This window comes from Bradyrhizobium genosp. SA-3 (genome assembly GCF_004212635.1).
GTDB lineage: Bacteria > Pseudomonadota > Alphaproteobacteria > Rhizobiales > Xanthobacteraceae > Bradyrhizobium.
The window spans coordinates 1-19300 of the sequence record NZ_PSRT01000150.1 but is presented as its reverse complement, the minus strand read 5'-3'; the positions used below and the strand labels follow the sequence as shown (position 1 = coordinate 19300).

Genomic DNA, 19300 nt, shown 5'->3' with positions numbered 1-19300 from the left:
AGCAGGTGTCCGAGGGGCAGTAAGAATCGAATGCTCGAAGCTGATTTAACTTTGGCCGCCATGGCCGAAAGGTTGGCCAAATCCGCTGACTACCGCGTCCTTCGGCGCTTGGTTCACCGCGAGACTTCCACTCGGGTCACAGGTCAAAGCACCAAGACAGCCATCCTGCTCGACGTGGAAACGACCGGTCTGGACCAGCAGAAGGACGAGATCATCGAACTCGGAATGGTCAAGTTCGACTACCTACCCGGCGGTCGTATTGCAGGGCTCCGGGAGGTCTTCTCGTCATTCAATGAGCCGTCCGAGCCGATCCCCCCGGATGTAATCGCACTCACCGGGATCACGAACGAGATGGTCGCCGGCCATCGGATAGACGAGGCGGCGGTATCATCGTTCGCAGAAGATGCCGTGATCGTCATCGCCCACAACGCCGGATTCGACCGCAAATTTGCCGAGCGCTACTGGCCTACATTCCAGCGCAAAGCTTGGGGGTGTTCGGCGACCGAGATCGAATGGCGAAAGCACGGTTTCGAGGGCTCGCGCCTCGGCTACCTGCTGAACGGTGCTGGTTTCTTTCACCAGGCTCACAGGGCGGTCGACGATTGCCACGCCCTCCTCGAGATCCTTGCGTTCGAACTGCCGACAGCCGGCGCGCCGGCGCTTGGCGTCCTGCTCGAGCAGGCTCGCAAAAAGACCATGCGAGTGTGGGCCGAGCAATCGCCGTTCGAACTCAAGGACGCGCTCAAGCGGCGCGGCTACCGTTGGAGCGACGGAAGCGATGGCAGATCGAGGTCATGGTATGTCGATGTCGACGAGAGCAAACTGGACGACGAAATTGCGTTTCTCAAGACCGACATTTACCTTCACGAAGTGGAGCCGCGCTTGCAAGTCCTCACGGCGTTCGATCGATTTTCCGTCAGGGCGTAGAGCGAGCGCATGGCGTCGGGCCCAAACACTGGGAAGAAGATCAAAGGACCGGAGATCGGGCTCCGTCAGGCCAAACGTCTTTGTCAACTCAACCACCGCCGACGGCTCGAATTCGTCGCAGAGGGCCAGCGCCTCGCGTCGAAGGGTAGCGCCCAGCGCATCGCCGAGCCCTCTCCATCAATCGGTCACGCAGCGCTAGCTTTATAGCCAGTGCCAATTTTCAAATACCAAAACTGCTTGGCACCGATACTGTTTGCCAAAATCTGATTGAACGAACGTCTTAGAGTATTCTTGGTATGGTAGCTCATTAGCGCGTCGTCATCGGTCCTTTCCGTCACGACCATGGTGTGCCACGCATGTCCCGGCTTCGGTTCCATAATGATAAGATCACCTGGGCGAAGACTTAGGTGATCCGCTTCAGTGGTTGTATCGGTATAGTTTGTAAGATGCTGAAAAAGATTCTGCGCTGCCGCCCAAGTATAGCTAGTAGTGGCTTCAAACGTCCCATAGAACCACACGTCATCGTTTTTGCGGTCAATCACGCTCCCGATTTCTGTCTTCCCTCCGGCCGTCAAGCACTGGGACGCAAAATTGGTACAGTCCACATCATATGTCCTGTAAGCACTATTTGGATTCATGGCATAGTCAGCGGAATACTTTGCCGCCCTATCACCGTTCCACGTCCAATTGGTGTCAAATGGAAGTGTTAACGGCCCTTCCGTCAAATCAGAGCTTTCGACCTCCGAGGTCGTGTCTATTAAATGCACTTCAAAGGAGACAACACGAACATTCGCTCCATCGATATGCAGTTCGACGGCATACGTTACTGCCCCGACCGTCTCGTACGCTTCGTAGCTCTCTCTTTGAATGCCGCTCAATTCAACGAGAAAATTATCTTTTGTTGAACGAATTCGTCGTCTGGTCGGTTCAAAGTCGATTGATTTTAGCTTGGCGCGGTTCGACACGCTCAAATTTCGTTCGATCCATTTAAACAACGCGTCAGATTTTGCGAACGTTCCATCACGAAGAGGCGCCTTGTTTCTCAATGCACTGAGAGCTTCCTCGACTGCTGTCGCCGCGAGTCGATCGACGTTTCTGATATTCGAGGCCATCTCTGTTCTCCTTTTAACGTTTGCCCAGAAATTGAAGCTCAAGAGTAGCTAGATCGGGACTGGCGGTACTGATAGCTGGGCCAGCTTCTCCGCGATGGAGCAGATGCGATCTTGACCGCGATCGGGTGGCAAATCCGGACCTACATTGCGCCCGAACGTTTGCGTCTCGATCTTGTCGGTGGGAGCGTGATGCCATCGGCCCTGCATCCACTCACAGTCCCACCACCGTATGTCCAGCATTTCGACTGGTCAGACGCACTGTCGTCGTATTGATTCGCAGCCTCCTGGCACGCCTCCTTGCGGGACGCAAATGGACCTTTGAAATCCTCTCCAAGCGGCGCTGCCGTCTTGAGTTGCACGTGACAGACGCGTGATGTCGTCTGCACTCTAAGCATCCAGTCGGCGGCCCTAGCATTCAGCGGTAGGATCGGTAGAGCAATGACAGAAATGATCGAGGCGGATAGACGGAATCTCATTTTCCTCCTCCTGACATTTGCGACTGCTATTCACAGCGTTATTGCCGCGCTTGTTGTGCGACCTAGGTGATCTTCAAATTGTCCAGACCAAGGCGAGCGGTAAACCGCGGACCAGTGTCCGCGAAATTACTATCCTTGTGAGTCTCGTAACGCGGCTCGTCGGGGTAGGTCGCGGGCCGCAGTCGGTCTACTTCTTCAGCGAACACGGACCAGTTGTGGCTTTGGTATTCGTCGCTGTGAATCCGAAATGCAGTTGTCCAAGTCATGCACGCCGAACTGCAGCCAGCGTCCGTGGCACGAGGTCCGTCGTACACGACTTCGGAGTCAGGCAATTCGTCGCCTCGCGGCAAGCGACGGCGGATCAAACTAAAGTACATCCTCGGTGCCTGAGCGGCCGATAATTCCGGATGCCCCTCGTTGTCATCGGCTCCCGACGAGATGCCCTCGACTACGGCGGTAATCTCGATCCGCTTTCGCTCGGGATCCACATATCGCGCGGTAGCGTTGAGCTTGCGCTCAGGCATAACCTGCGCCCACTCAACGATCGGCTCGGATACCTGCAGTGCGCGAGGAGCGTTCGGCTGGAAACGCACCAACCCGAGCCGCACGAATGGGTACACCGCACCGCAAGGATTGAGTTCGAGATCGAAGTACCAGGTCTCCTGATCGACATCGAAGCGCGGCGCATAGGTGATGAGGGAGACTGCCATGAACCCGCCGGGCGGTTGTGCCGCTCTCAGTTCCGCGGCATCAGCGTCAGCTGGCACTGGCATGAGCACGTTTTTGACTAGGACCGGCCCCTTCGGGTGTTTCTCCGGCGCTTCCGTGAATACGGCGTCCTCACTCACCCCGGGGAAATTCTCCTTGGACAGCAGCCAGCCCTGGAGTCCGCTGTACGAGCGGATGGGATCTGCCCCCCAGCGGGTCACCCAACCACCACCGGGACCAAGGTCCGCGTCCTGAAGTTCCACAATCTTGCTTCCATCGTCCGGCAGGGTCCGCAGGTTAATCTCGTTGCGATCATCGGGCAGCGGCCTGACGATGTCGTGGCGCAAGTTACCCAAGTCCTTAGCGAACAGATTGGGCGGCCAGATCACGACGCCAAGCCGTTCGCCCTCACCGGCCGAGAGCCACGCGCGTTTCGCGCGCACGCGCACCCGCACTGCGCGGCTCACGAATACCGGCGACACCTTGGCGTTCGCGGGCGTCGGCACGTTATCATTCCACGCGAACGCCGGAATCGGGCTCAGCGACACGACACGCGCTGGCCGCCTCGTCGCCGGCAGCCAGCGCCGGTCCATCACCGCTATCGTGACCTCCTTTTTCTCTGCCTCTGTCGCTCCCGGCTGGGTCCCAGGTTTCGTGAGCACCTCAGGAAGCTCGTCATAGCGCGTCCGGAGCGCGCCCGTATGGCGCGAGATGGCGACGGCGGAAAGCTCGATCCAGCGCGCCCGCGTGTCAGGGAAAGCGGTCGGGCGGAAGGCCCGCAACGGAGGATCGTGCGCTTTTATCTCCTGTCCGGGCCTGGGCTCGAGCGCTTTCGCCTGGCGCTGCAGATCGAGCAGGTCGAGCCGAACCTCGCCAGGCGAAGCCGTGTTCGGACCCGGAGCGAATCCTTCAATCCGCAGCAGCGTGATCGATTCGGGCTCGAAGCTAACAGAGCCGTCGTCGGCGGGCTCGAACCCGAAGAGCCGCTTGGCCTTCATCGGCTCTTGTGCATCCGGTTTCGGCCACAGGCCACGCGCACGGTCGTCGCGCGTTCGGCCGCGCTCGACATCATCGAAGCGCCCGCGAGCGGCGGCGGTGCCGCTCGCGCGAATCTCGACCGCCCCAGTTGTCGGGCCGTGCACGGTGAGCGATCCGTCGAGCAGAACGTCCACCGCATCCGCCATCTGGTTTTCTAGCGTCCAATCGTCGGATTTGCACAGAGCCCCGAGGACCAGCTCGCACTCTTTTTCCGGCTTCAGCAGAAGATCGATGTTTTCGGTATTGTTCGTCTTGCCCGTTACGCGCAGCAGCTGCCACTTCCGACCCGCCACCGCGCTCGGTACTTGCTTCGGTAGGTCAACCGCGTGCACCGCTTCGATCTCAGTGACGGCCGCTATCAATGGCATCGGCTCCTGAAGCATGCGCTTACGAATTTCATCTGCTAGCGTAAGCATTCGCTCGAAGGCCGGCATCGGTAGTCCCGCGAAAGTGATCTTGCCGTCGGATTTGCCATTCTTCTTGTTGGCGCCCAGATCGATTGTGGTTAGCCGTTTCAGCCCGGTCTCGAAAACATCGTCAACGAAGTAAGAGAGAGCCGTTATGCCCGCCTCGGTAACGGCTTTCCTCGTCATAGTCTCAACAAACCCTCTCGCGACCGCGAGGGCTACAAGCGACTCGTTGGCACCCCACATGTGGGTGAGAAAGATTGCGCTCGGGACGCACCAACAGCGGATGCGAGCCTCCTCACCTGGCGCGAGCGTCACCGTCACGTGGGCTACCGCTATCGGGCGGCCGGATGGCGGCGTATTGGGGATCTTACCGTAGTCAGACTTTCCATTGAATTTGATCAATTCACCCTTGCCGTCGCCGCGCACAAGGTCGAGTACGACCGGGATGGCGTCAGGATAGTCCGGCGGCGCGGGACCTTTGAGCTCATCTGTTGTGTATAAGGGCAGGGATTTTACCGCGTGCCGTTGGGCGCCATCGCCGTCGAACCCGGTGCCGCGAACCGCGACGTCGATGACAAGCGTCACCGCTGCTGGATCTGGATAGTACGGCTGACGCTCGATCTCCTTGTCTCTGTCAGTCGGCAACGGCCTGAACACGGTGACGCCAGATCGGTCGCTTTGTCCATCCTCGTTCTCGAATACGCCGACGGCGCTCCAGAAAATCTTCCGTTCGTTCGGTTGACCTTTGAAAACAACTTCGCCATCGCCTTTGACGCGGTAAAGGATTTCGCCCTCATCGGTAATTGCAGCGGGCCTCATCACCGGAGCTTTTTCCTTTGGCTTGGTGAGACCTGCCGAGGCTTTTGCCCGATAAACTGGAAATCCGCCCCAGGCAGCTCGGTGATCGACGCCTTTCAAACCGCCACGCGGTCGCGATTCGATTGTGTGAGGCCGCCACGCAACACGCACCTTTTTCCAGATGGCTCTACCCGCATTTGCAGGGTCGGGCACTGGTACGAACTCTGGCTTCTCCTCCTCTCCGTCGACCGTGCTGGTCTCATAATCGTTCGGATTCGGTCTGTCGCCCTGCAGCACTCTGGGATCACACATTTTGACCTTCCGCTCGATGTACTCGCCGCTTTTGCCGCGGAACGCGTCATGCAAGGCAGCAAATTCGAGGGGAACGGGCGGCGCCATGAGCACGCGCCGATCGAAGCCGATACCGGGTAAGCTGCTCTGGTCGCCAGATATATCCGCAATGCGACGATTGCTGGGATCATTGAGGCTGCGCACCATCATGCGGCCAGCTTGAGGAACAGGAAAGCGGCCCTTCAGCGCGACCCGGGTATAGTTCGTCTCGCGTTTCAACGCCCCAAACATCCAATCTGGAATCGTCATGACCGGCGCCTCAATGCGCTCGTGTCTGAGGAAAGCGGTTCCGTAATCGCCCGCGACTGGCAGCACGAGTTGACCCGTGCGACTCTTTTCGTAGTGTCCGAGTGTTCGGTTGAGCGGCAGCGATACGCCGCCGGCAAAAAACGCCCGCAGGCCGAAATGGTAGCGCCAGCCAAAGCGCAGTGGCGGCGGAGTGGCTGCCGGCTCCGTCGGCAGATCGTAGCTGATGTCGATACGCAGATCGTTCGTACTGAGCGGGTGGCTTTCGACCCCGCACGCCAAGCCGAGCGGGTCGCCACGCCATGCGCCGATCACCTCTTCCATGAACGCGCTTGTGTGTTTGCGTTCACCGCCCTCCGGCAACCAGTCCCGTAGCGCCGCTGGAGACTGCAGCTGGCCGTCATCAGCATCGAGGCGCGCGGCGGAATTTGGGTAAAGCTTTGTGATGTAGTCGTTGAGCTTTTCACTCAGCTTCGCCGGAACGTTCTTGGTCGGGGTATACTCGACCTTGCGATGCATCAGCGTGTGCCAGCGATTTCGCCCTCCTTTTCCCCGAACGCCGACGTCGAGCTTGTACCCGACCGTCAGGTCCGAAGCGTCCAACACGATATCTTTGGAGTTCTTCACCTTCGGATCGTATTGGCTGCGCTGGTCCCGCGAATCGAGGTGACGCTCAATGCCGTACAGTTGGCGCCAACGATCGGTGAGAGCCAGGCCGCCGCCACGTTGCGTGCCTTGTCTGTTGTCCGCCAACTCGTCACGAACCTGCGGCAGCAAGGTTGTGGAATATTTGGCCAGAGTGTTGCTGTCTTCTGCGCGGCGCTTTTCTTTCGCGTCGTCGGCCGCCATTCCCATGATCGGATCGAGCGAGATGATTTGATAGCGCTGCTCAAAAAGTACATGCTGTCCGAGATCGACGATGCCGTCTATCTGGCCGAAGACGGCAAGCTCACGTCCGTCAGAGTCGTTATTCACAACGCGGGCATCGATCTCTTCGCGCGCACACGGCAGGAAATGGCCGGCCATGCTCTTCGTTTCCTTGCCGGGCAGACGGAGCTTGGCGCAGCTCCACAGCCGCGAACCGTCATCCATTGTCGCCAGTCTGAGAAGCAGGAAACGGGCATATTGCTCTGCCGGCTCCGGCAGGTCGTCCGGACCCGCGGGATCGCGGTCAAGCACTTTCTCCGGATAGAGGAAGGCTTCGTCTGTGGCATCCTTCAGCGCCTTTACCGGACAATCGAAGTCGACCGCGAAGCGGAACAGCCGCCCCAGGGATGGATTGCCTTGCAGGGTAAACAGGCGTCGCCTTGCGAATTCGATGCGCGGATCGTCGGCCGGCGGCAATACGTCCTTGCCGTCAAAGGTGGGCGTTCGCGACGCCAGGCGGTACGCGGCTGCGGCTTCGGTCATGATTGCACGCGTATGCTTCTTGCCGGTATCGGTGAAGTTGCGTGGGTCACTGAAATACAGCGTTGCGTCTAACGGCGTGCGGTCCAACAACCACGGGTGCGCCGCGGTCAAGGCGTCGATCGCTTCTTTCGGAGTTTTGCCGGTGTCCTGATAGATTCTGCGCGCAGCTGCAAAGTTATCGGCGCGAGTGCGGCTGTCCTGCAGCAGCAGATAAGCTTGGTCATCTTCGGACAAGGCGGCCACAAGCGAGTCTCTTAGCGGCACATCGCTCGGCCACGGCCCAATACGATTCGTTTTCCAGTCTTTGATCCGGAAACTAAGCGAGTCCGAGGGTTTGGGCTTTGGTCTTGTATCGATCGTTTCGCGTCTCAGCCCGGCTGCAAAATAGGCAGCGCGTTCGAGCGTCAGCTCTTTCACGACCTTGTCACGCGAAGTGCCGTGAATATCCGGCGTCTTGTAAGGCCCGGCTTTCTCCGGGTCTCGAAGTGCCGCATCGAGTGGGTCTCTCAGTTGCGAATCGAACGCCGGATCGAGGGCCTTAGCCAGGAATCCGAATCCGTCATCGTCACCCATCACGGAGCGCCAGTAAGCGGTGATTGCTGCAGCCTCTCCCGCGGAGCCGATCCGGTGCAAATCCTTTTTCGCAATCTTTTTGATGTTGCCTGCGGCGAATATGGCTTGGGTGCGCCAGCTTTGGTCTTTCCCGAGCGCAATGATCTCGAAACCCTCACTGCTGGCCAATAGCTTCTCGACGGAATTAGGCCAGTCCGCGAGGTCGTATTGCGTATTCTGCTCATTGAATACGGGTGCAAGCGATAGCGTGAGGCGGGCCCGGTCGCCGTAGATGCCCGCCGCGACGACATGCGCTGCGATAGAAACTGGTACTTTCACGGTCATGCGGCGAATCCGTTGATGTCGGTGGCGAAGTAGGTCTGGTACTTCACCCAATCGTCCTGCAGCGCCTGTGCGCGGCAGCTCACGATCGGAGTGGGCGTGGGCCTGTCCTTCCCGGCAATGCGCAGATCTTCGAGGATGCGTGCCGCCCCGCTGCCCGAAAAGCCCTGGCCCATGCTCTTTTGCACGCCGACCTGATAGCGGAGCTTGGCGAAGCCCATCGAGAAAGCAAAGGTGAAGACCGCCGAGCCCTGCATACTGCCGCCGGACCGATGCGATATGCGTACCACGAGGCAGGCACTGATCGCGAAGCAAGCGATCTGCGCCTCGCCGCCGGCGTAGAAAAAGCCCTCGATCACGCAATCGTCAGTGTCATCTGACCTCGTGAGTTTGCGTAGATAGATGCCGGTAGAAATGCGACCTTGTCCGCTGAGCGGTCCGTATTTGAAGGCACCACCACCTCCGAACTCGAAGGAGGCAGCAAATCCCAAGAGCTTCTGGGCATCCGCATACAGAGCAAGGAATCCGCCGCCGACATAGGGGGCTATCGAGAGAAGAACAGGGCGGTCCTCGCGTCCAATCGAAGCAACGAACGTCGCGCGTGCTCCATTGAATGGTAGCACGCACGCCGCATTGATGGACACGTTGGCAAAAGACACCGTGCCGATCGAGATGATGCCAAGGTCGAGGCTGTAGCCGGCCTCTATTCCGGGAACTTCGCGGCTCGCCCGCACGTACGGTCCACTGCCACCCGGGTTCATCAGAGCCTGTAGCGGCTTGAGGAACGCAGCGTTGGGGCCGAGCTCGAAATCCTTATATACAATGTTGAAGTCCGACCCCTTGCCGCTTTCGTTGACGAACTGTGCGCCGTCGAAAATTAGAGTCACGACGTCGAACAGGTTGATGTCGAACGGATCGAGCCGGCAGCTTGCGGTGAAGCGAGGCGGAACGGTGAGGTCGAGGAGATCGTACACGGCGCCTGCGGAGAGCGTGATCTGACTACCTGGCTCCGGCCGGAAGACCGGCGGGAACTCCTTGAGATCGGCCTGCATGTCATAATTGAGCACGACCTTCGCTGGCACCAACTCCTTGATTTTTTCCTCGATGCGGCGTCTCGCGCCTTCGAGGTCCACGATGCGCTTGAGATCGCCGCTAAGCACGGCAGCTGCCGCATTGGCGAGCTGTTGAGCCAGAACCTGTGTCGATCCCTGATTAGCGCTCCAGGCCTCGAACAGCTTGGAGAAGGCTTGAAGGGTCGCGGGGTCAAATTTCGTTGGATCATTCGAGGCGAATCTCGCTGCCAGATCGTCAAGCTGCAGCTTTTCGGCAGCCAAAAAATCGTCGGTGGGATTCGGTCCCGCCGGACAATTGAGCCCCGGTCGCGGGAGAGGCAGCTGTGGAGGCTTAGGACATGCGACTAGCAGTAGAGCGCGAACCTTTGCGAAGGTAAGTCCACTCAGGTCATCGCCAATATTGCCGTCGGCCTTGTCGCTGTTGGTCCCGCCAAGGGCACTCCAGACTTTGTCTCGCGCGTCGACCAGATTTCCCTGCACACGGCTCAGAAAGTTGAAGACAGGACTAAGCCCTTGGAAAGCGATCAAGGCCATTTGCTTGAGGTACGGCTCGCCAGCCACGACGAATACTCCGACTTCCTCAAGGACTCGTTGCTCCAACTTCTGGACGATTTTCGACTGGATCGAGTCTATGGTAGCCGATGCGTTAAAGACTAGCGTCAGTAGCTCGTCCAGATATTTCTGGGCACCGTTGGGCGTGACTGCATCCGATATCTTCTGGTTTAGCGTGTCGATGGCGGTCTTTATGTCTGCCTTCAGGGAAATCGCATCGTTTCTCGCGCCGTCGATGATTGCGATGATATCGTTGAGCTTAGCGTTTCCAAGCGACGCCAGATCGTCCCTAACCTTCTTCAGAGGTCCGGCAGCGCCAGTGTCGCGCAACGCGGTTGCATCGCGAGCCAACCCACAAAGGGCGATGGACACGGTCGCCGCAGCTTTCGCCGCCTCGACGACGGCGGTGCGCGCCTTGTCGTAATCGCCGCCCGTTCCAGTGATTTTCGCCAGCAGTGATTTGATATCGCTCGCGGCGAGTCCGGTCTCGTGGGCCATGGCGGGGAGGAACTGTGGACTGCCGAGCACAATTATGAAGTTGTTCAACGCAGAGAGCAGCGTGTTGCGCATTCGCCCCAGCGCCGCAAAAGCGTCCAGCGGAAGGCGCCCGGGAGTGGCGCTGCAGACGTCGTTCTGCAGCTGAACGAGTTGGTCCAGGGCTCGCCGGAGCGCATCGCGCACCTTGACCAACGCTGCGGCGCCCTCGTCGAGAGTGTTCGCTACATCTTTCACTGGCTGCGGATCGAGGCTGATCTTCTCGAACGCCTTCACGACCTCGGCAAAGGCCTTGCCCATGTCGTCGCGCGCCTTGTTGACGCCATCCGGGGCCGGAAGATCGACCGCGTCAGCCACGGACTTGATGATTCCAGCGAGTTGTCCGCATAGTTGGACGGCGTTGGTCAAGCCATAGTCCACTAGCGGTTGGATCAACTTCAAGGCCGCCGCCGCTGTAGATACGAGATCGCCGATGACGGTGCGGATGCTCAGCTCGGTATGGCCAACGAGAGTTTGCCCGGCTGCGAGCAGGTCGCGCACCTGCTTCGAGGCCGCGTCGTACAACAGGCCTTTGATTCGTTTGGCTTCCCGGTCGGCTTCGTTGCCGACTGCAACTGTCCAGTCGTCGGCAGCGGCCCGCAGCGCCTTCTGGAAATCTCCGGTGGCGCCGGCGATCTCTGTCTTGAGTTCGTCTGCGAATGCCTTGCCGATTGCGGTCGCTGCTTGGTCGCCATTCTTGGCCAACAACAGTCCGAGGAAATTAGAGTCCGCTGCGGCTTTCGCGAGGATCTCTTGAACCTTCTTGTCGACTGCATCCACCTGGCCGGGAAAGGTGGACGCGATAGCATGGGCACCAGGCAAGGCCAGCACAAGGTGGCGCCACGCCATGAAATCCGGATGCGAAAACAGAGACGCGAGATTGTCGCGCAGCTTGGTCTGAAAGTCCTGAAGACCAGGAACCGCGGACTCAAGCAGGGCTGCTGTCTGGACGATGACGTCGGTGACCAGCTTATTGAATGCATCGCGCAGAGCTTCGTGAACCGGCGCGAGCGGGTCGTTCGCGACGCGTTCGATCGCGGCGAGGAAGCGACGCCCCGCACCGTAGATGGTAGCGAAGGACGCAAGCAGTGCCTCGACGTCGCGCACCGTCGCGCTCGAGGAAATTGCAGCGTCGAGCGCGTCCGCCAATTCGCGGTAGGATTTACCGACGTCCGGATAGAGTCGCTCGATCCGCTCGAGCGCGGCGCTTTCGGTGAAGTCGGATTCCTTTGCGTCCGGTTTAACCGCGAAGAAGAACTGCCTCGCCAGCGTCAGCAGCGCTTCCCGCATCGGGATCAGCAATCGGTCGCGAACCTTGGCGACGGCCGCGCCGGCATCGGCGTTGGCGGCTTGTTTGAGATCGGCGAGAAGCGTCGACGTATACTGGGTCGCCTCCTTGAACTGCGGCGCACTCGCCAGACCATTGCCGATAAATTGGATGGCGTCCTTCAGCTTGATGACGCCAAGCACACTCGCGTCGCCGAAAATCGTGATCGGATTCGGATCGTCAAGGCCGGTCGATGCCGGTAGGTCGGAGCGCGCCAGAGCCTTCAACGAAGAATGATAGTTGTTGTTGCCGACCGGCCCCCTGCTGCGCGACATCGCGACCAGCTTCGTATTGGGACGTACCGCCCCGCCCGTGCGGTCGCCCGACGAACCGGGATCAAGCGCGACTTCCGAAATGAAATCGAGGTAGACGTCGGTCTTCGCGGTCGTTTCTCTTTTGCCGCCGCTCGGCTTGCTCGCGAGTCTGTCATCCTGCGGAAACCCGAACGCCCGGTACTCGGAGTCGAAGAAAACTCCGATCTCTCCGGTCGTGCGACCTAGCATGCGGTCGACCTGCGCGATGCGCACCGCAGCTTCTGCCATGATGGGATAGAACGGTGGCTGGTCCACGCCCTGCAGCAGCGCGCCGAAATCGAAGTTGGTGTTATCGAAGCGAATACGCCTGTCGTCGTCCAAGATGTTGGGAATCGCTTTTTCCCGGCCTTCCGATTCGATCACCCACTGCCGCGTCTCGAAGCTGGTTGCGTCGGGCTCCTTTTCGGGTGCGTATCGGCGCTTGCCGCCGCCGAGTTGCAGGATGCGACGCGGGTCAGGGTGGTTTTTGTCGATCGCGTCTTTACGCTCATTGTAGCCCCGTGTCAGAGCCCTCATGGTGGGTTCGTCGTTGGCCGCCGTATTATCGACGAAAATCAGGGGAAGGCGTGTGCGCGTGCCGCGCGCGTCAATCTCCAGCTCGAAATTCACTTCCCCGCCATCGCGAGCGCGCACCCTTGGCCAGAACACGAGACCTGGCAGGACCTGCGGATCGCCATCGTTTACACGCAAATAGATGCGGCCGTTGGGTGCCTCGTACCACCTGTCGGTCCCGCTAGGCGTCGCATCGGTAGGATCGAGGATGTCGGGGGTTACACGTGTGAGGATTTCCAGTCGTTCGACCGGCCAGCTCCGACCCCCGTTCGGTTGGCCGAGCGCGGGATAGGTTTTTATCGGTGTGCCGACGCGCAGGAAGAAGCGTTGCACGAGAAAAGCGACCGGACCCGCGGCAAGGCCACCGGGTCCGACCATGAAGCGCCGTTCTGTCAGCTTGACCAGCGACGCGCGATGCCCGCAAGGGAATAGGAATCCCTTATAGATAACGTCCACACGAACATCGCGACCCAGCCGGGTGTCCTGCCGCCAGCGTTCGATTGAAAAGGCGTCGAACAACGGCTTGCCAGGCTTATGGCTCTTTACCCAGACATCAATCGGTACGACCTTTGCTGAGGCCGGCGGCACGAAGTTTGTATCGGCGTCGAAGCTGCCGCCGAGCGCGGTCAGAGTCAGCTCGGCGACCCCTAGCGGCTGCGGGCGATAGATTGCGGAGTAATCGTCTTCAGGCTTGCCGTTTTCGAGCGCTTCTGTTGCCGCGTAGCGCAGCTTGAACCCCGGCGGCGGGTTGATCTGGCTGCCATCCGTGAGCGTACCATCCTTGTTGCGTCGCCCCCGCACCGGGAGGCCGTACAGCGAGCTGAGCGCGACTAACTCATGACGGTCGCCCGCATCCATGCCGGTGCGGAACCGTTCGGGTGGCAATGTCGGCGGTTTGGGTGTTTGTCCGGGCAGAGCATAGACCGGTTCATCAGGTTGGTAGGGATTGCGTGTGGTGACCTCCCGCGCCATCGCCCATGGCGCCCACGGGCCATGGGGCGGACCGCCAAGCTGGGGATCGAGCAGCGCCTCGGGCCGGAAATCGGGCGACCAGATCGCGCGCACGCTCGACGAGCCCGGCGCCTCGTCGAGTTGGGCAAACCACAGCGGAACTGGCACGCTGTAGCCGGGAACTTGGCCCGTTACGCGCTTGAGATCTGCATCCATCGGCACGCCGAGCGGCGTGAGCCACGCAGCGTCTTGGGCGGGCGACAGCATCAGCCGAAACGGAAGTTCGATCGAGGTTTCGTAGAGGTTCGGAGGCCGCACGCTCGCGGCAATCTCCGCCACACGCTGCGCACCCGTCACCGCGCCTAGCCGCGCGAGCGGCTTCGGGCAGTCGCTGACACCGTCGAGTGCGCGCTGCTCGTCGTGCCGTATGGCCCAGGCATCGCCGCGGGTTAGCCCCTGATAGAGGAGCTTAGCGGCTTCGTCGCGCGTTTCCTGCCGAGCCCATCGTGGCGGAAGCCGACCGTTGGGGATCTGCAGGCTGGCGCTGTCCTTGTCGGTTCGGCCGGGCGAACCGGCGAGAGGCTCAAAAACCTTCTCGCGCGCCGAACGACCGCAAGATCGAAGGCTCCCCAATTTGTGAGCGCTTCGATCGTGAACGGAAACGCACCGGCCGGCGCGCCCTCGCGGTTCTCTGGTCGCCCGCTCTCGAAATCATCGGCTGGGATACGAAAAACTAGGCGCGAGGAGCCCGAGACGCGCGCTTCGGTCGGGATTTCGAAGGGCTCGTCGACCTCGCTCCCAAGATCAAAGGCGACGACGGTCGCCGCGATTGCCCGGGTCGCCTTCTTCGCCTCATCGAGGCTTGTTTTCGCAATGACCTCGACGCGCGCAATGGTACTGCGGCGTCCATAAAAAGGTCCCGGCAGATTTCCATAGCCCTGGAGATCCAGCTTCTGTCTGTCCGTCAGCCCACGAACTTGCTCGCGTTTGGCCTCAGGACTTTTATAAAAATCACTGAACTTCATGTAATCGGGATCGCGCTGTTTCCTCAGGCTCTCCCGCGCTTCGAGATAGTCCTTGACCTGGTCCTCGGGAGGAGGCGTTTTGCCGTCGACCGCCTCCGGATAACCCTCGCTAAAATCGTCCTTGATGTTGGGAAATGACCTACGAAGCTCCTGGAGGACCACGTCCGAAAGCTGCACTTCCGGCACGCCGCGCAAGAAGCGGGCGCGTTGCTCGGCGGTATCGAGAGCCTGGTCTTTCGCATCTTTCTCAGATTGTATCTCGCGTGCCACCCGCCGTGCTAAGCGAGCGGCTTCTAGATCAAGGTAAGCGGGGCCGACATACTCTTGTTGGTCTGCGGGTATGTTGGCCTCGTTCTGTACCGCCTTTCGGAATCGCTTGCGGTATTCGTTGTAGTCTGGATCGTTTTTCGCCTCCTGCGCATCTCCGATTTTCTTTCGTGTCTTCTTTCGATCATCCAGCTTCCCGTTCCGCAGTATCTCCGCCTCGTCTGGTTTGACCTCCGTGCCCTGCGGCGGGACCGGCAGCACTGGATCCGCCTGCAATTGCCGCAGGTACGCGCGCTCGGCGATGTGCTGGGGTGGGAATTCTACCACCAGCAAGGGGCGCGGATCCTGTCGCGATTGGTAGCGCTTGGGGTCATTGGCAAAGGGAGGCGTATCTTTGCAGACAAGGGGTACAACGGGATCGGGCGTCGGCTCGGCATTCGGCACGAAGGCCGCAATGCGGCGGTCCGGCGTGACCCACCATCCCGCCCCGCCATAGTCTCCGGGCTCGCCGTATTCCAGGACCAGATCTTGGAATCGGTACTTGAGTGCTAGGAGGTCGGACGGCCGACGCACAGCGAGCATCGCGCGGCTCAGCGAAATGCGTACCGAAATCCCTGGTTTCTTTACGCCGATATGTACTACGGCTTCTGCCTGTGGCGGATCAGTCGTAGGCGCGGGCGCTCCCGTCCATACGTGCCGCAAGGGCAGCTTGTCGATGCGGAACAGGCATTCCGATTCATGAAACGTCAACTGGCTGAACAATTTGGCGGCGCGCTCCGCGGCCGATTCGGCCCAACTTTCGTCCTTTGCCTTGGCGCGCGCGAGCGCGCTCCCGACAAGACGTTCGCTCAGAAGGGGAATGGCCGCATGCTCCAATGCGAGGGGCGCGGCGAAATGGTTCAACGCCCGCTCGTCCTTCGCACCTGTACCTCCTATCCGGATCGATGGCACCCGCGCGGACACGCCCGGCCGCGGTGCGACCGGGGGAAGCGGCGCGGCAATGAATCGGCCGAAGCGCGTCTCAATGGGCATCTTCCGCTTCGTGGCGGTGAGCGAGCAGATCACCCGCAGCGCGCCGTCCTCTCCTCTGGCGCGCCAGAGTAGGCCGTTGAGGTCGTCGAACTCGCTCGGGACGGCGCTGTCCCCACGCCGAACTGCAAGCGTCGTCCAGGAAGCTCGCAAAGCGAAGACGGGATTGCCGTCGCCAGAATTGCGCCAACCGAGGAAGGATGCTTCCGGGCCGTCATGAATTGAGACCCGCGCGCTCTCTCCGGTTGGGAGCCGACCGAGCGCGAGCGTCCCGCTCCAGGCGTCCGCGGGGTTAGACTTCGATTGCGCCAGGTCGTGCCGCACCAATGCATACAGCACGCGAGGTGCTAGCCGTTGCTCCTCGGCGACAACAATTGCCTCTTCGAAGGTGGAGTCGGGCTGCTGCACGACTCGACGAACCGGTCCCGTTGCCCCGGGCGCAGCGCGAGCCGGGACTTTCGCAGAAGGCTGCTTGGCCGCTGGTTGGGAGAGGCTGCTGTCCGGTGCGGGCGGCGCCCCGTCGCCGGCAAACAAGGCGCGCACGTCTTCCCTTTCTTTGCCCGTGTCGTGCGGGTTCAGCATGAAGACATCGGCCGTCTTCCCTCCTTGGCTGCCGGAGAAGACGGTGAAGAACACCTCCCGGAATTGGAGGGATGGGCCCTCATCAGGTAGGGCGCGGAAGCGCTTCTGTTTGGCGGCGGCCGTCTCTGGCGAGCTGGATGCAATCCTTTGACCTGCGCGCAAGATCCAATAGAAATCGCGGTGGAAGGCTAAAGCTATATCGCTTGCCCTATAGATATCGAAAGTGTCTCCAAACAGCGCCTTAATGAGTGTAATAGTTTGCGACCTGCTCAGTTGACCGGCGACTTCATCTACCTTGTCGTCGCCTTTCAAGAACTCAACGAGGTGTGGGACTGAAATGCTAATTTCCTCGTCCCGCCGGAGTGTTATGATCAGCGAAGGTTCGGAAGCCTTGGCAGGCTTAGCGTTTGGATCAAAGTTAGGGTCCCATTTAACGTCAATCCTGAGCCCGAACTGATAGCCGCCCGGAAATGCACATTTTGCAATTTCGGCGCGCCAGCCATCTTGCACCCGGCGTAGAACGAAACGCCCCCTGCCATTAGGGAGATCGGGATCGGTGAAAGTAGATGCCCGCAAAAGCCACTCGTAGCGCGGCTTTGATGGTGCATCTGTGCGTTTTCCTGTGGAAAGGGGTCGCTCGATCCAAGCAATTATCAGTCCGCGCCGCGAACTATCCTCGTAAGTCACATCCAGGTGCGAACTCTCGATCGCTGCACTCGCCGGACCGGCTAACAAGGAGGATGCGCCGCCTATGAGAACTTCGCGACGTGTTACAGCCCCTACTCGGTCGGCTCGGGGCGCTTCATCGCGATCGGCGCTAGCGCTCTCCGGGCCGCCCTCTTCTGGCCTGTGATGGTCTGCCATGGTTCGCCCCTCCAACCACAGCGGCAGCGTCCTGCCGGAAATGATGCGTACAATTACTGGTGTTTGACTGGCGTCTAAGCCTCGCCATTAAGAACGTGTGCGAGGTAGTTCTGACGCGCACCTACTGGCCTTCCCAGGCCACGACGTGAAGCACGACGCGCGGATGTTAACTCCCCGCTATCTGCCACGTTGGTCGCTGCAACCAATAAGTGTCGTGTCTTTGGCAATGATTGAAAAACAGGATCGATACCACTCTACCTGAGCCGAGGCCGTCGTCAAGCTAAGGTAGTGTGCTGCCGCGACTTTTAGTGGCGTTCGATATCCGATCCTCGATCATTTCGAAATTGCGCGCTGCGGCGAACGCGGCCGCTTATGCGGAAGGCTTCCTGCTAGCGCCTCTGGTCATGTGAAGCAGAAACGGGATGTTTGGGCGCTACGCTTCGCCTCCTACATCGTTCGGATCGTGGATTGTGATTGGACCGATAGCTTTCGCCTGAACGACGTTCCTTACCATGATCGGCCGCGTCTGCTATCGACATTGCAGATCTGCGGCAGCACGCTCCTGCCGATGTAGGAACAATGGCTCCTGATGACCAGCGCTTGCGCCAGCAGGAAAGGAGGCCGCATGGACGCCGAAGCATCCCGAAAATCAGAACAAGTGTGAACCCACCGTCGCCCTTCGCCACATCCGCTTACAGGCTCTAATACATAGTGGTTCTCAACTAAAGGGTGTAATAAAAAACATATCAGTCTGAGCCGCAACTCGGCGAGGCGCCGTTTGCACAGCGCGGTTCGCGAATCTGATGGCGGACATTACCTAGGACGTGGACTCATTAACGCGCAGCCAGCCATACCCTGATCGATGCAAGCTGTACGAAGGCAAGGTAGTTAGCGGCGAGCCTGTCGTAGCGCGTTGCCACCCGACGACATTGTTTGATTCTGTTGAAGAACCGCTCGACCTGGTTGCGAGCGCGGTAGAGATAGGGACTGAAGCAGATCGGATCGCTGCGATTGCTTTTCGGTGGAATGTTGGCCCACGCGCCCTTCTTCATGGCAAGCTCTCTGATCCAGTCCGCATCATAGCCACGATCCGCAAGCAGCATCGACCCGGATTTCAGTCGAGACAGCAGTTTTCCGGCGAGTCGAACGTCATGTGCCTCGCCGGGGCTCAGCGCCAGCCGTACCGGCAGACCATTGCTATCGACCACCGCATGAATTTTGCTCGTCAAGCCGCCGCGTGACCTCCCCATCGACTGGCGCTGGTTTCGTGTGATGCAGGCTCCATGCTGATGCACTCGGACAATGGAGGTGTCGATCATCTGGACAGCGGCATCATGGGCAGCGGCGAGCGCGTCGATGATGCGGCCCCAGACACCAGCCCGCCGCCAGCGGACGAACCGGTTGTAGCAAGTGGCGTATGGGCCAAACGCTTCGGGCAGATCACGCCAAGGTGCCCCGGATCGCAAGACCCAGAAGATGCCATTGAGGACACGTCGGTCGTTTACCCGAGGAACGCCACGCGGCTTGTTCGGCAACATCGGCTTGATGGCAACCCATTCACAATCGGCAAGTTCGTAGCGCATGATTCGAGCCCCAAATATGCGAGTTGAATCATGAGCGCCCGGCCAAACGCAACCTTTTGGCTGGCGATGGTTTGGCGCTTTCAGGTCAAAGCGGACATCAGCCACACGACGACCCCCGCTCAAATCTTTGAAAATGACCCAAGGCGGACGTTAGTCGGACCGTGTGGCCGACTCGTCGATTTTCATGATCGGCTGGCCTGCCTTGATCTGCTGGCCGACGCGGTCACGCACGATTCAAGTTTTGTTTTTGACTTTGGGCAGGCAAATCTCCGCCCAC

The 19300-nt window shown here is 59.8% G+C and carries 6 protein-coding genes; 2 read left to right on the top strand and 4 right to left on the bottom strand.

Going from position 1 to position 19300, the window contains the following annotated elements; translation table 11 throughout:
* The first annotated feature begins 30 nt into the window (after positions 1 to 30).
* Positions 31 to 927, top strand: coding sequence for a 3'-5' exonuclease (locus CWO91_RS35320; RefSeq protein WP_130220087.1), 897 nt, complete (start codon positions 31 to 33; stop codon positions 925 to 927).
* Between the two features lie 185 nt (positions 928 to 1112).
* Here the strand turns inward: CWO91_RS35320 and CWO91_RS35315 are convergent, their stop codons facing one another.
* The 4 genes from CWO91_RS35315 to CWO91_RS35300 form a co-directional block, all read right to left on the bottom strand.
* Complete coding sequence (locus CWO91_RS35315; RefSeq protein WP_130220086.1) at positions 1113 to 2039, bottom strand: amidase domain-containing protein; 927 nt, start codon at positions 2037 to 2039, stop codon at positions 1113 to 1115.
* A 538-nt stretch (positions 2040 to 2577) separates the two neighbouring features.
* Complete coding sequence (locus tag CWO91_RS35310) at positions 2578 to 8373, bottom strand: hypothetical protein (RefSeq protein WP_130220085.1); 5796 nt, start codon at positions 8371 to 8373, stop codon at positions 2578 to 2580.
* A complete protein-coding gene (locus CWO91_RS35305; RefSeq protein WP_130220084.1) occupies positions 8370 to 14306 on the bottom strand; it encodes a hypothetical protein in 5937 nt (1978 codons plus the stop codon). The genes CWO91_RS35310 and CWO91_RS35305 overlap by 4 nt, the downstream gene beginning before the upstream one ends.
* Positions 14307 to 18273: 3967 nt before the next feature.
* Positions 18274 to 19023, bottom strand: coding sequence for an IS5 family transposase (locus CWO91_RS35300; RefSeq protein WP_130220083.1), 750 nt, complete (start codon positions 19021 to 19023; stop codon positions 18274 to 18276).
* 30 nt (positions 19024 to 19053) lie between these two features.
* Between CWO91_RS35300 and CWO91_RS35295 the strand changes: the two genes are divergently transcribed.
* The coding region (locus CWO91_RS35295) for a hypothetical protein (protein WP_130220082.1) at positions 19054 to 19300 on the top strand (247 nt) is incomplete at its 3' end.